Annotated in this window: 13 protein-coding genes; 7 read left to right on the top strand and 6 right to left on the bottom strand. The window is 65.0% G+C overall.

The window, feature by feature from the left end:
* The first annotated feature begins 38 nt into the window (after window positions 1-38).
* The 4 genes from B6V76_RS11380 to B6V76_RS11365 all read left to right on the top strand — a co-directional run bounded on the left by B6V76_RS11380 (window position 39) and on the right by B6V76_RS11365 (window position 3,207).
* Window positions 39-626 carry a tyrosine-protein phosphatase gene (locus tag B6V76_RS11380; RefSeq protein ID WP_088727483.1) on the top strand — a complete coding sequence of 196 codons (588 nt, stop codon included), beginning with the start codon at window positions 39-41 and terminating at the stop codon, window positions 624-626.
* A 118-nt stretch (window positions 627-744) separates the two neighbouring features.
* The gene (locus tag B6V76_RS11375; protein ID WP_088727482.1) at window positions 745-1,212 is read left to right on the top strand and encodes a GNAT family N-acetyltransferase; all 468 of its coding nucleotides are present in this window, start codon (window positions 745-747) and stop codon (window positions 1,210-1,212) included.
* A 193-nt stretch (window positions 1,213-1,405) separates the two neighbouring features.
* The gene (locus B6V76_RS11370) at window positions 1,406-1,951 is read left to right on the top strand and encodes a DUF393 domain-containing protein (RefSeq protein WP_206184210.1); all 546 of its coding nucleotides are present in this window, start codon (window positions 1,406-1,408) and stop codon (window positions 1,949-1,951) included.
* A complete protein-coding gene (locus B6V76_RS11365) occupies window positions 1,948-3,207 on the top strand; it encodes an MFS transporter (RefSeq protein ID WP_240497850.1) in 1,260 nt (419 codons plus the stop codon). The genes B6V76_RS11370 and B6V76_RS11365 overlap by 4 nt, the downstream gene beginning before the upstream one ends.
* Before the next feature lie 110 nt (window positions 3,208-3,317).
* Here the strand turns inward: B6V76_RS11365 and B6V76_RS11360 are convergent, their stop codons facing one another.
* Window positions 3,318-4,430: a zinc-binding dehydrogenase gene (locus B6V76_RS11360; RefSeq protein WP_088727481.1), complete on the bottom strand. Its 1,113-nt coding sequence runs from the start codon at window positions 4,428-4,430 to the stop codon at window positions 3,318-3,320.
* Window positions 4,431-4,746: 316 nt separating this feature from the next.
* Between B6V76_RS11360 and B6V76_RS11355 the strand changes: the two genes are divergently transcribed.
* The 3 genes from B6V76_RS11355 to B6V76_RS11345 all read left to right on the top strand — a co-directional run bounded on the left by B6V76_RS11355 (window position 4,747) and on the right by B6V76_RS11345 (window position 8,641).
* On the top strand, window positions 4,747-6,123 hold the full coding sequence (locus B6V76_RS11355) for an NAD-dependent succinate-semialdehyde dehydrogenase (RefSeq protein ID WP_088720021.1): 1,377 nt from the start codon (window positions 4,747-4,749) through the stop codon (window positions 6,121-6,123).
* A complete protein-coding gene (locus B6V76_RS11350; protein WP_075777573.1) occupies window positions 6,120-6,734 on the top strand; it encodes a glutathione S-transferase in 615 nt (204 codons plus the stop codon). Before B6V76_RS11355 ends, B6V76_RS11350 begins: the two co-directional genes overlap by 4 nt.
* Window positions 6,735-6,997: 263 nt before the next feature.
* Complete coding sequence (locus tag B6V76_RS11345; RefSeq protein WP_088727480.1) at window positions 6,998-8,641, top strand: NAD(P)/FAD-dependent oxidoreductase; 1,644 nt, start codon at window positions 6,998-7,000, stop codon at window positions 8,639-8,641.
* A gap of 3 nt (window positions 8,642-8,644) precedes the next feature.
* Here B6V76_RS11345 and B6V76_RS11340 read toward each other — a convergent pair whose 3' ends face one another.
* From B6V76_RS11340 to B6V76_RS11320, 5 genes are all read right to left on the bottom strand, one after another.
* Entirely contained in the window at window positions 8,645-9,964 is a 1,320-nt protein-coding gene (locus tag B6V76_RS11340; protein ID WP_088727479.1) for an MFS transporter, read from the bottom strand.
* 69 nt (window positions 9,965-10,033) lie between these two features.
* Window positions 10,034-10,357 carry an SHOCT domain-containing protein gene (locus tag B6V76_RS11335; protein WP_075777576.1) on the bottom strand — a complete coding sequence of 108 codons (324 nt, stop codon included), beginning with the start codon at window positions 10,355-10,357 and terminating at the stop codon, window positions 10,034-10,036.
* A 104-nt stretch (window positions 10,358-10,461) separates the two neighbouring features.
* The gene (locus B6V76_RS11330) at window positions 10,462-11,235 is read right to left on the bottom strand and encodes an anti-sigma factor (RefSeq protein ID WP_199224651.1); all 774 of its coding nucleotides are present in this window, start codon (window positions 11,233-11,235) and stop codon (window positions 10,462-10,464) included.
* Window positions 11,232-11,756, bottom strand: a complete 525-nt coding sequence (locus tag B6V76_RS11325) for a sigma-70 family RNA polymerase sigma factor (RefSeq protein ID WP_233243071.1) — start codon at window positions 11,754-11,756, stop codon at window positions 11,232-11,234. The genes B6V76_RS11330 and B6V76_RS11325 overlap by 4 nt, the downstream gene beginning before the upstream one ends.
* Window positions 11,757-11,812: 56 nt before the next feature.
* Window positions 11,813-12,184 (bottom strand): hypothetical protein, encoded by a 372-nt coding sequence (locus B6V76_RS11320; RefSeq protein ID WP_075777578.1) that lies wholly within the window; start codon window positions 12,182-12,184, stop codon window positions 11,813-11,815.
* Between the last annotated feature and the right edge of the window lie 203 nt (window positions 12,185-12,387).

The raw sequence follows: 12,387 nt of genomic DNA, 5'->3' as shown, positions 1-12,387 counted from the left end.
GCGGCCCCGCATCCGGGGCCGCAACGGAGACAGAGGCGATGAAACTTCGCGAAATCGCGCGGATCGTGGGCACCGTATTGGTCGGGACGCTCGCGGCGCTGGTGCTTTATTTCGGGTATTTGCAGGTGACCGGAAATTTCCACACCGTGGTGGCTGGAGAGTTCTATCGTTCGAACCAACCGACCGCCGCGAGGCTGAAGACCTACAAGAAAAAGGACGGCATACGATCGGTCCTGAACCTGCGCGGAGCGCATCCGGGACAGGCGTGGTACGATCAGGAGAAGGCTGCGGCAGAACGGCTTGGATTGGAATTGATCGACTTCAAGATGTCCGACCATCAAACCCTCAGCCCGATCCGCCTCGCGGCGCTCGAAGTGGCGATGGCGCGGGCGCCCAAGCCCGTTCTGGTTCACTGCAAGGCGGGGGCGGATCGCACCGGGCTCGCTGCCGCGCTTTACCTTTATCATCAGAAGAAGCGTTCGCCTTCCGAGGCGGGTTGGCAGCTCTCGTTTCTCTACGGCCATATAGGCGTGCCGTGGCTCTCGAGAGCCTGGCCGATGGACGAGACCTGGATGGCGGTGAATACTGGCGACCGCGTGCCGGCTGTTGCGTGGCGTGGGTCGTGACCGCGGCGATTAGTCCAGCGAGCGCTGCGGTTGACCCGCAAGGGGCTTCTGTGTCAGGCACGCGACCTTTCATGATCCACCTCGGCGCGCGCGCCGGGCCCAGCCTAAGGAAGGACATATGGCACTCACCCTGCGCCGCAACCGCGACCGCGATCTGGCCCCCTTGGCAGCGATGCTGTCGGACGCCGAAATTCCCCTGCTCAATCCCAATGCGAAAGTTCCGTTCGACGAGATGGAATGGCATCGCAAGTGGCTTGGAGAACGTCAGGACGTCTCGTTCTACCTTCAGGATGAGACGGGGCGGGATGTCGGTTTCTTCGCGCTGCGCGAGGGTATCGGGCCGGAGGTGCGGCACCTGACCTACGTCTATCTCGTCGAAGAGGCGCGTGGCGGGGCGGCTGCAGAGCTGACGGGGCACGTGGAACAGGCGGCGCGAGACCTCGGCGCGCTGTCGCTGACCCTGAAGGTGGAGCTCGATAACGCGCCGGCCTTCAACGCCTATCTCTCGGCCGGCTACGAGGAACTGTCCCGCCGTCAGGGCATGGCGACGATGCGGTTGGATCTGGAGGAGAGGCCCGCCGAATAAGCGGGGCTTCCGACGGGTGTGGCGCAAAATGAGAACCGTTGGTTCGCGGTCCTCCAGGTCGTTCAGGCCGTCGCTTCGCGATCCAATTTTACGCGCGGTCCGCGGCCTTCGCCTGATAACCTTCGAGCTTAGTTCTCAGGGCGCGACCGTCGCAACCTGAGCAGGCGGATGCATTTCGAGCGTATTTCGAGCGTTGGCGGCTCTGCTGCGGGGCGATGAATTGCCTCGAGGCGCTTTCGGCTGGACCTGCGCGTTCGCGGAACCAACGAGCCTGCTGCGAAAGATCCTTGAACTGTCTGGGCGCGTAACACTCATCGAAGCTGAAGATGAGGGAAACGTGCGCCGATCCGCGACGAATACGACAAGCAAGGCGACCGTCTTCTATGACGGGGCGTGCCCGCTTTGTCGTGCCGAAATCGGGCTCTATCGCGAAGCGCCGGAGGCGGACGCTTTGGAGTTCGTCGATCTCTCCGACCCGGGCGCGACTCTGCCCAACGCTCTGAACCGGGACGACGCGCTGGCGCGGTTTCACGTGCGGACGCGGGATGGGCGTCTCGTCTCGGGGGTCACCGCGTTTGCAGAGCTCTGGGCGCAACTTCCGCGCTGGCGTGGTCTGGCGCGCATCGCGAGATGGCCGATTGTCAGGACTCTCCTCGAACTGGCCTACCGTATCTTTCTGATGCTGCGCCCCGGTATCGTCTGGCTCTTCGTCAGGCTGACGGGGCCGCGCGCCCGATGAGCGTGATGCCGGTGGATCAGCCAAGGGACTTTTGGCGCGTGGGGTTTCTCGCGATGGCGCTCGCGACGGCGAGCATCCCGATCTACATCCACCTGCCGAGTTTTGCGGCCACGCGACTTGGCCTGTCGCTCGGTCAGGTCGGGGCGATCCTGCTGCTGATCCGTATCGTGGATTTTCTGCAGGATCCGCTCTTGGGGTGGATGACAGACCGCTGGGCGCAGTACCGCTCGGGGTTCGCGGCCCTCGCGATGGCGCTGCTGGCGGCGGGCTGTGTCGCGGTCTTTTCTCTGCCCGTGCAGGGAAGTCCCGCGCTTTGGGTGACCGGGGGGCTTGTCGTCGCGTTCACGGGGTATAGCCTCGGGACGATCCTGATCTACGGCCAGAGCGCCGCTTTCGCCGGATCGGGGCGGACCCAGTCGCAGCTGAGCCTCGCCGGCTGGCGCGAAACCGGCGTTCTGATCGGGGTGACGCTCGGCGCGATCGCGCCGGCGCTGCTTTCGACGCTCCACGATCAATCGGATGGCTACCGGCCTTTCGGCTGGCTGATCGCGCTGTTGTCGTTGATCGCGGTCGCGTTGGCGCGGCCGCTTTGGCGCAAGACGCAACTCGCCTCGACGCGGTTGAACTGGCGGGGACTCATCGGATCAGGCGCGGGTTGGCTCTTGCTGCTGGCCTTCGTCAACAGCCTGCCGGTGGCCGTGACATCGACGCTGTTTCTGTTCTTCGTGGGGGACCGGCTTGGCTTGCCGGACTTGGCAGGACCATTTCTTATCCTGTTCTTCATAGCCGCCGGGGCGAGTGCCCCTCTATGGGGACGTCTCGCCAGACGGTTCGGCGCCCGCCGGGTGCTGCTGGTCGCGATGGTTCTTGCAATCGTGAGCTTCGTCGGCGCCTTCAGCCTGCCGACCGGGGCCGCTTTACCGTTCGCGGCGATCTGTATCGGGTCCGGTGTCGCGCTCGGAGCGGATATGGTGATCCTATCGGCGCTTTTCGCGTCAGCGCTGTCGCGTGCGGGGCTGCAAGCGGGGCAGGCGTTCGGGATCTGGAATTTCAGCGCCAAGGCGACTTTGGCGATCGCCGCCGGAACCGTGTTGCCGCTGCTTCAATATTTCGGATACGAGCCCGGCTCAGGCAACACCGGCGCGGCGCTCTCGGCGCTCAATGTCAGCTATGCGCTCGTGCCCTGCGCGCTGAAACTGGCGGCGATCGCGCTCGTGCTCGGATTGCCTCGCGACATTCTAGACAATTCGAGCTGATGCGGAGCGCGCGGCAAGGCAGATTACGATCTAACCCTCATTTGTTCGACGCCGAAGCGACCCCGATCGGATCAGGGCTACTCCGGCGACGCATCGTCAGGATTAGAGGCTCAGGACCAGGGGGTCACGAGGTATTTCTCGCCGGTCTTCATTTTCCGGTAATCGGTCACGGCCTCTTTCGTCAGCATCTCGTCGAGGTTGACGCGGGTCTTGTAATGGCTTGCGAAGGTGGTCGTGAGATTGTCGCGCACTCGCTTGCGCATCCGCGCGACGGTCTCTTGCCCGGCCGATTGCAGGAACGGAAACAGCAGCCAGCCCGAGAGCGTCCAACCGAAGCCGTAGCTCGGCGAGAGGGTCGTCGGGCCGGTGTCGAGACGTCCGTAAATGAACATCCGCTTCGGCTGGTTCGAGCCGTAGCGCGGATATTCCGTCATCCGGCTCACCGCGACCTGCTCCATCGCCTTGAAGGCGTTGTCGACCGCATGGCCGCCGCCGATCGGATCGAAGCCGTAGAAGGCTCCGGTGTCGTCGATCGCATCGCGAAGCCGTTCCATGAAATCGTCATCCGAGGAGTTTACGACATGGGTGGAGCCGATCTTCTTGAGCAGATCGACCTGATCGTCCTTGCGAACGATATTCACCAGACCGAGACCGTCTTCCTGACAGATGCGCGTCAACATCTGCCCGAGGTTCGACGCGCCAACCGTGTGCAGGATCGCATCCTGCCCGTCCATCTTGGCGTTCTCGACGAAGCCGAGCGCGGTCATCGGATTGACGAAGGCGCTCGCGCCATCTTCGGAGGAATGATCGCCCAGCGGCAGGCACATCTCCGCATCGGCGATGCAATACTGGCTATAGGCGTTGCCCGGCACGCAGGAGACGCGCTGCCCCATAAGCGCTTTCGCCGCGTCGCTGTCACCGGTTGCGACGACCGTGCCTGCGCCCTCGTTGCCCGCGGGCAGCTTCAGACCGTGCCGCGCTTTCGAGCCCGCGTTGAACGGCTCGGGCATCTTGGCCACGAATTTGCCGGGGGAATACGCGGCGTTCTCCATATCCGCCGCGCCCACGAGGATGGCGAGGTCTGAGGGGTTGATCGGAGCCGCCTCCATTTTGACGAGGACCTGATTGCCGGTTGGGTCGGGGAAATCCACGTCCTCGATCGCGACGGTGAGTGTGCCGTCCGCCTCCAGCGTCGTGAACAGTTGTTTGCCAGTGGTCGCCATGTCGATCTCCAGATGCCTGATTTGGGGTGAAAACTCGGGTCGGGTCGCGAACGGAGCTCCGGGAGATTGCGCCCGCACCGTCCGCGCTTGCCTTGCCAGATAGAGCGGGGCGCCCGCGCGGCGACCGCGTGCGACGCGACGTCTTGTCGGTTCGCGTGTCCGGCATCGCCGCGAGCGACTGGCGAATATCGGTGGCCCGCACATTTGTGCGGGGGGATTTGACCGGTGAGGCCCGCGAAAGCCTGCGCTGCCGCGACGGGCGCTGGAACTCCTGCCCGCGGCGAAAGTTGGCCCCTTTGAAATCGAAGGAGTCCCCATGTCAACGATCACCACCACCAACCCCGCAACGGGCGAGACGATCAAGACCTATCCTCTGATGAGCGAGGCCGAGGCCTTCGAGAAGGTCGAGGCCGCGCACTCCGCCTTTCTGGATTGGCGCGCGCGGACGCCCGCCGAGCGCGCGCCCTACCTGACCAAGATCGCAGAAAAGCTCCGCGAGAACGCGGATGAGCTGGCCGCGCTGATGACGCGCGAGACCGGCAAGCTGCTGAAGGACGGCAAGGCCGAAGTCGAGATCTGTGCCGCGATCCTCGACTATACGGCGAAGACCGGCCCCGACGCGCTGGCCGACGAGGAGCGTACCCACGGCACAGAGGGATCGCGCGGTGTCGTGACCTACCAGCCGATCGGCGTGATCTACTCGATCCAGCCGTGGAACTTCCCGCTTTACCAGCCGATCCGGGTGCTCGCGGCGAACCTGATGGCGGGCAATGCCTGCGTACTCAAACATGCCAGTATCTGCACAGGCTCGGGCCTGCGCCTGCGCGACTTGTGTATCGAGGCAGGGCTGCCCGAGGACCTCTTCCAGGTCATTTTGATCGACCACGACACCAGCGACAAATTGATCGCGCATCCCAAGGTGCGCGGCGTGACCCTGACCGGTAGCGACGACGCGGGCCGCCACGTCGGAAGCGTCGCCTCGAAGTCACTGAAGAAGACCGTGCTGGAGCTGGGCTCCAACGATGCCTACCTCGTGCTGGAAGATGCCGATATCGAAACGGCGGTGAAATTCTCCGTGATGGGGCGGCTGTACAATAACGGCGAAACCTGCGTCTCGGCGAAACGGTTCATCGTCGCGGACAAGGTCTATGACGCGTTTGTCGAGGCCTTCGTGGAGCAGATGAAGGCGATCAAGATGGGCGATCCCACCAAGGACGACGTCCAGCTTGGTCCGCTTTCGAGCGACGACCAGTTCGCGATGGTCAAGGAGCAGGTGGAACAGAGCCTCGCCAAAGGGGCGAAGGCGCTTTGCGGCGGCGAGGCCCCGGATATCACCGGCGCCTACTACCCCGCGACGGTGCTGGTCGATGTGGCTCCCGGGATGCCCGCCTATGACGACGAGATATTCGGCCCCGTCGCAGCGGTGATCCGCGCCAAGGATGACGAGGACGCGATGCGCATCGCCAATGACAGCCGATATGGCCTTGGCGGCGGGATCTTCAGCAAGGACGAAGACCGTGCGCTCAAGCTCGCTCGCGATCACTTCGACACCGGGATGGTGCGGATCAACTCTTTCGGGACTGCCGATCCGAACATGCCCTTCGGAGGCGTCAAGGATTCGGGCTACGGCCGCGAGCATGGCGGCTTCGGCATGAAGGAATTCGTCAACGCAAAAGCGGTGTTCCTGCCATGATCACCCTTCACGCCCTGCACTATTCCCGCGCGACCCGGGTGCTGTGGCTGCTCGCCGATCTGGGCGAGCCCTGCCACCGGGTCGATTATCAGCGCACCGAGAATTTTCGCGCGCCGGAGGCCCTGTCGCGGGTTCACCCGCTGGGCAAGTCGCCGGTGATCGAGGACGGCAACCGGATACTCGCGGAATCCGCGACGATCCTGCGTTACCTCGTCGCGAAATACGGTGACGAGACCCATACGCCGCCGCGTGGTACGCCGGAATTCTGGCAGCACGAAGAACTGCTGGATTATGTCGAAAGCTCGTTTGCCGAGGTTGCGCTGCGGGCGGTCCTGCCCGCCTTCCGGGGCAAGCCGGTGCCCGCAGAGGCGCAGGCGGCGCTCAATTCCCATCTCAATTTCATCGGGCGGACGATTGGTACCGGGCCAATGCTCTTCGGCGAGAGGGCGATGCTGGCCGATATCCAGATGTCCTATGTCATCGCCTTGCTGGCGCGGCTCGATCTGCTGGGAGAGCATCCCAAGGTCGGCGCCTACTGGAGCGCCTTGCAGGCGCAGCCCGGCTATATCGCCGCCGTCAAGGCCGCAGGCCCAATGGCACCGCCCGGCTGACACTCCGGGCAGCCCCGATCCACTCATGCGAAATAGGGCAGCGCGACGCCTCTCGCGCTGCCCTTCATCTTGTGCCGGGCGCAACACTGCGATCCGGGTTGAGCGCGCACGACCGATCTCAGGATGTTGAAGGTCTGCCCCGAGAAGTCCTCGCAAGGGCGGCGGAAAAACTGCTACTCGCTTGCACAGGCCGATATTCTCGTGGAGGTGTTCTCTACCGCTGCGGTCGGCGACGGTGAGGTTTGGCGCAACAGGAGACAGCGATGCAGGAACTGACAGCCTTCGGCCCGGATTTTCCCTTTTCCTACGAGGACTGGATCAGTCACCCCGCGGGTCTCGGTACGCTGCCCAAGGATGTGCTGGGCGCGCCGGTCGCCATCATCGGCGCCGGGGCGGCCGGGGTCATCGCGGCCTACGAATTGATGAAGCTCGGTCTGCGGCCAGTGGTCTACGAGTCCTCGCAATTCGGCGGGCGGTTGCGTTCGCAGAGCTTCGAAGGGACGGACGGGGTCGTCGCGGAGCTTGGCGGGATGCGCTTTCCCGTGTCCTCGCGGGGGTTCTACCATTACGTCGATCTTGTCGGATGCGAGAGCCGCCCCTTTCCGAACCCGCTGACGCCCGCCGCCGGATCGACCGTCATCGAGCTTGAAGGCGAACGGCATTTCGCACGCAGCCTCGACGACCTGCCCGAGGGGTTCCACCAGATCGCGCAAGCCTATGACGAAGCGCTGCGCAGTCAGGCGGCCTTCCCCGACCTGCAAGCCGCGGTGCGCGCCAAGGATGTGGCCGCGATCAAGGCGATCTGGGATCCGCTTGTCAAAGATTGGGACGAGCGCACCTTCTACGATTTCGTGGCCCATTCGGAGGCGTTCCAAAAGCTCGATTTCTCGCATCGTGAGATTTTCGGTCAGGTCGGGTTCGGCACCGGCGGCTGGGATTCGGACTTCCCGAACTCAATGCTGGAGATCCTGCGGGTAAATCTGCTCGGGCTCGACGATGACCAGCGCTACATCGTGGGAGGGGTGGAGTCTGTCCTGCATCGCCTGTGGAACGCGGCACCGGCCTGCGCGCATTGGCCCGAGGGTACGACGCTCGCGAGCCTGCATGGCGGCGCGACGCGCAGCCGGGCGACCGCGCTGAGCCGCGCCGGAGAGATGATCCGGCTGCGCGACCAGTGGGGCAACGAGGACGACTATGCCGCGGTGCTCGCGACGTGCCAGACGCACTTGCTGACGACGGCGATCGAGACCGAAGAGGACCTGTTCGATCAGAAGATGTGGATGGCGCTTGACCGGACCCGCTACATGCAGGCCGCGAAGACCTTCGTCATGGTCGACCGGCCGTTCTGGAACGACATCGACCCGGAAACCGGCGAACCGCTGATGTCGATGACGCTGACCGACAGGCTGACGCGCGGCACCTATTTCTTTGATAACGGGCCCGACCGCCCCGGCGTGATCTGCCTCAGCTACGCCTGGATGAGCGACGCGCTCAAGGTGCTGCCGCTCAGTGCGGAGCGCCGGGTCGAGCTGTCGCTGCAGGCGCTTGGCAAAATCTACCCCGGCGTCGACATTGCCTCGCATATCCGCGGCCAGCCGATCTGCGTGAGCTGGGAAGCGGACGAAAACTTCCTCGGGGCTTTCAAGGGCGCGCTGCCGGGTCACTACCGCTACAACCACCGCATTTACGGCCACTTCATGCAACAAGGCATGGCGGCGAGCCAGAGGGGCGTCTTCCTCGCCGGGGACGGTGTCAGCTGGACTCCCGCCTGGGTCGAGGGCGCGGTGCAGACATCGCTCAATGCGGTGTGGGGGATCATGACGCATCTCGGCGGACGCAGCTCCGAGGAAAACCCCGGACCCGGCGATCTCTATCCCGAGCGCGGGCCGATCAAGCTGGCCGATTGAGCCTCAGAACCGGTTGCCCCAATGCGGGTGGAGGTCGTCGATCACCAGCGGATGGCGATGGGTGCGTTGGCCCCGCAGATGCGGGTGATCCGGCGCGAGATTGTCGTGGCGATGCTCCAGCGAGACCGGATCGCCGGAGGGCCAGACGCGCAGCGCGACGGCCAGCCCGAGCATCGCCACGCCCGAGAGACCGAGCAATGCCGGGACCGCGCCGAACTCCGTCATCAGCCAGCCGGAGAGCGGATAGGTCACCAGCCAGCAGGCATGGCTCAGCGCGAATTGCGCCGCAAAGAGGGCCGGGCGGTCCTCGGGATGCGCGGAGCGTCGCAGCAATCGGCCCGACGGAGTGAGCACGGCCGAATAGCCCAAGCCCGTCGCCAGCCATGCTGCGAGAAGCAGGGGCCAGCTCAGCCCGACCGTCGAGATTGCCAAGGCAAGGCCGAGAAGCGCGCCGATCATCACGCCTGCGCCCGACAGCATCACCGGGCGGTCCGCTATGCTTTCAAGGATATGGGGCAGGCCGAGGGCCGCCAGCATCGACCCCGCCCCAAAGGCGAACATCGTCCAGGCCAGATCGCTGTCCGACAGGTGGAGCCCGCCGCGTACGAGCACAACCGAGTTCACCAGCACCATCGCACCCGCCGCAGCGGCGGCGAGATTCACCGCCAGAAGTCCCCGCAGCCGTGGCGTCGCAAGGTAGATCCGAATGCCGCGCGTGGTCCGGTCATAGATGCCGCGCCGGGTTGCTGCCTGCGGGCTCGGCAGGATCACCGACACCACCAGCAGCGCCGAGCCCGCAAACCCCGCGACCGTGCCGAGAAACAGGCTGTTATAGCTCATCACCGCAAGCAGCAGCGCCGCGAGCGTTGGGCTGACGATATTCTCGAGGTCATAGGCCAGGCGCGACAGCGACAGCGCGCGGGTGTAGCGCTCTTCTTCCGGCAGCACATCCGGCAGCGTCGCCTGAAATGTCGGGGTGAAGGCGGCGGAGGCCGATTGGAGAAGGAAGATCAGCACATAGACTTGCCAGACCTCGGTCACGAACGGCAGCGCCAGCGCCGCGCAGGCCCGGATGAGGTCGAGCGTGACCAGAAGCGCCCGTCGGTTTACCCTGTCGGCGAAGGCGCCTGCCACCGGCGCGATCCCGACATAGGCGACCATCTTGATCGTGAAGACCGTGCCCAGCACCATCCCCGCTTTGTCCCCCGCCAGATCATAGGCCAGCAGCCCGAGCGCAACCGTGGCGAGCCCGGTGCCCAGAAGCGCAACGATCTGCGCGGCGAAGAGATGGCGATAAGTTCTGTCAGCGAGGATGGCGAGCATGGGCTCAGGAATAGCGTGAAACGGTCCTGCGTTCCATGCGATCCGTCGCGATCCCCGCGCGCAGCCCGGTCATTCTTCGAGCGCCTTACGGCGGGCCTGATATTCCTCGGGGTCGATTTCCCCCTTCGCAAGACGTTCCTTGAGAATGTCGAGCGCGGTGTTCTGGCTCCGGCCCGGTCCGCGTTCCGTGAACCAGCGCACGGCAAGTACGGCAAGGAGAATGAGTACCCCCCAGAATACCACCATCATGCCGACACCGAAGAAGCCGTAACCGTCGCCCCACATCATGGGATGACCATAATATCCCTCTCCATAGCCGCTCGGGGCGTCGGCGAAAGCCACGGCCGGGGCAAGGGGTGCGAGAAATGCAGTGAAAAGAGAAAGTTTCGTCATAATCGCCTCCACGGGTTCGTTTCCGCCTCGATACACCTCTGACGAGTTCGCGACATTGAGGCAGATCAACGGCGCGCTCGGACGGTCCCTTGCGCACGGTTGGTTCATCCGGTGAAGGCGAGCTGTCGGTAGGCGGCCTTGGCCATCGGCCAGAGTGCAGCGCTGCTCAGCGGCGCGGAGAGGGCGAAGCCGTAGCCGCCGTCGACCCAGACGAGACTCGCGACACCATCCCCTTCGGTCAGGCGAAATGCGGTCTCTCCAGTGGAAAGCGCGGTGACATAGAGCGTCAGGCGCGCGCCTGCTTGGGTTTCATACATCAGCTGCGCGGCGGGACCCTGATCGGCAGGCAACAGGCGTCCGCCCACGAGTGTGTAGCCCTGCGCCGACAGGTCCGGGGCGACCAGCTTGCGGTCGAGCCGTTTCGACAACCACGCCATCAGGTGCGCGCGCTCCTGTGCTGCGACCTCGACCGGGTGGACGACCTCCACCGAATAGACCGCGTGGGCGACCTGCGCCTCGCGGGCGAGTTCGGTCAGCGGAGCGCGGGGGGATCCGCCGCCCTGCCGCGCCAGTCCCCAACCGGCGCCAAGCCCCGCTGCGAAGAGCGCGATAGCCGCCGCTACCCTTGGAACCCAGCCTGCCCCCACGGGCGCAGCGAGGCGCAGCCGCGCAGGGATAGGCGCGGCGTGGACCGGCGCGAGGGCTGCGCGCAGCGCGTCGCGATCGGCGCGCATCGCGGACAGCCGCTGCGCCAGGGCCGGATCCGCCGCGAGCTTGGCCTGCATCCGGGCGCGATCTTTGGGAGCGAGCCGGCCATCGAGATAGGCGTGCACCTCCGCCTCGTTTCGCATGATGGGATCTGCATGGGGATCGGTCATTTGAGCCTCCGCAGATGGGGGTGGCGCGTGCGATCGGGGCGGTCATGGCCAGTCATCTCGCGCAGCGCCTCGCGTCCCCGGGCGAGGCGCGACATCACCGTACCCTTCGGCAGGCCAAGAATCCGGGCGACCGCCTCGTAGCTGAAATCCTCGACTCCGACCAAGAGAAGTACCTCCTGCTGCTCGATCGGCAGGCGAGCGAGCGCACTGAACACGTCGCCGAGAAAGACGACCGTTTCGGCATCCGCATCGCGCCCAGCGAGCCCGTCGGGATCGAGCGCCCCGCCCTCGGGGCGGCGGATGCGACGGCGATGCGCATCGTGGTAAAGGTTCCGCAGGATGCGAAACAGCCAGGCCCGCAACTGGTCTTCCGAACGCAGCAGGTGCCAGCGCGTCAGCGCTCGCGCGAGACAGTCCTGCACAAGATCGTCCGCCGCGTCGCGCTCGCGGGTCAGCGCGAAGGCGAAGCGGCGCAGCGCGGGAATCTGCGCCTCGATCAGGTGGCGGGTGCGACGGGTCACATGGGCGGGCCTTGTTCGACCGGGCGGCGTCAATGCGATACCGCCCGGGGATTGTGTCAGGGCTGAGCGACTTTCCACGCGCCGTTGGCGACGCCGTCACCGGTTACGTCGCCCGGCTTCGTGTCATTCTTCCAAGTATAGAGTGGTTGGCCCTTGTAAGCCCATTGCTTCGTGCCGTCGTCGCGGGTGATCACGCTCCAGTCGCCCATCGCCTGATCTTCGGCGGTGGCCATCAGCGGCGGCCAGTTCGTGGCGCAGGGCCCGGTGCAGGCGGACATCCCCTCACTGTCCTTGGCGAAGGTGTAGAGCGTCATGCCCGCGGAATCGACGAGCGTCGGCCCCTTTGCGGTGTCGGTGACACTGGCGGGATCGGCTTGCGCAATGCTCGCGGCCAGCAAAACGGCAGTGGTCAGCAGAAAACGTTTCATCTTCCTCTCCTCTCGGGTTTGGGTCCTGTAGGGAAGAAGACGACCCCGGCGCGGGAATAATCCCGGCCGGGGCAAAAAAAATGCGAATTGTAAGATGGGCCTCAGGCCAGACGGGCCTGCAGGCTTCGGCTCTGCCAGCGCAGGATACCTGCGACCGACGCCCAGTAGACGATCCAGCCGCCCAGCGTCGCGGCGTCCGGCGC

The sequence above is a fragment of the Thioclava sp. IC9 genome (genome assembly GCF_002213225.1).
Classification (GTDB): domain Bacteria; phylum Pseudomonadota; class Alphaproteobacteria; order Rhodobacterales; family Rhodobacteraceae; genus Thioclava; species Thioclava nitratireducens.
This window is presented reverse-complemented; position numbering and strand designations above follow the sequence as displayed.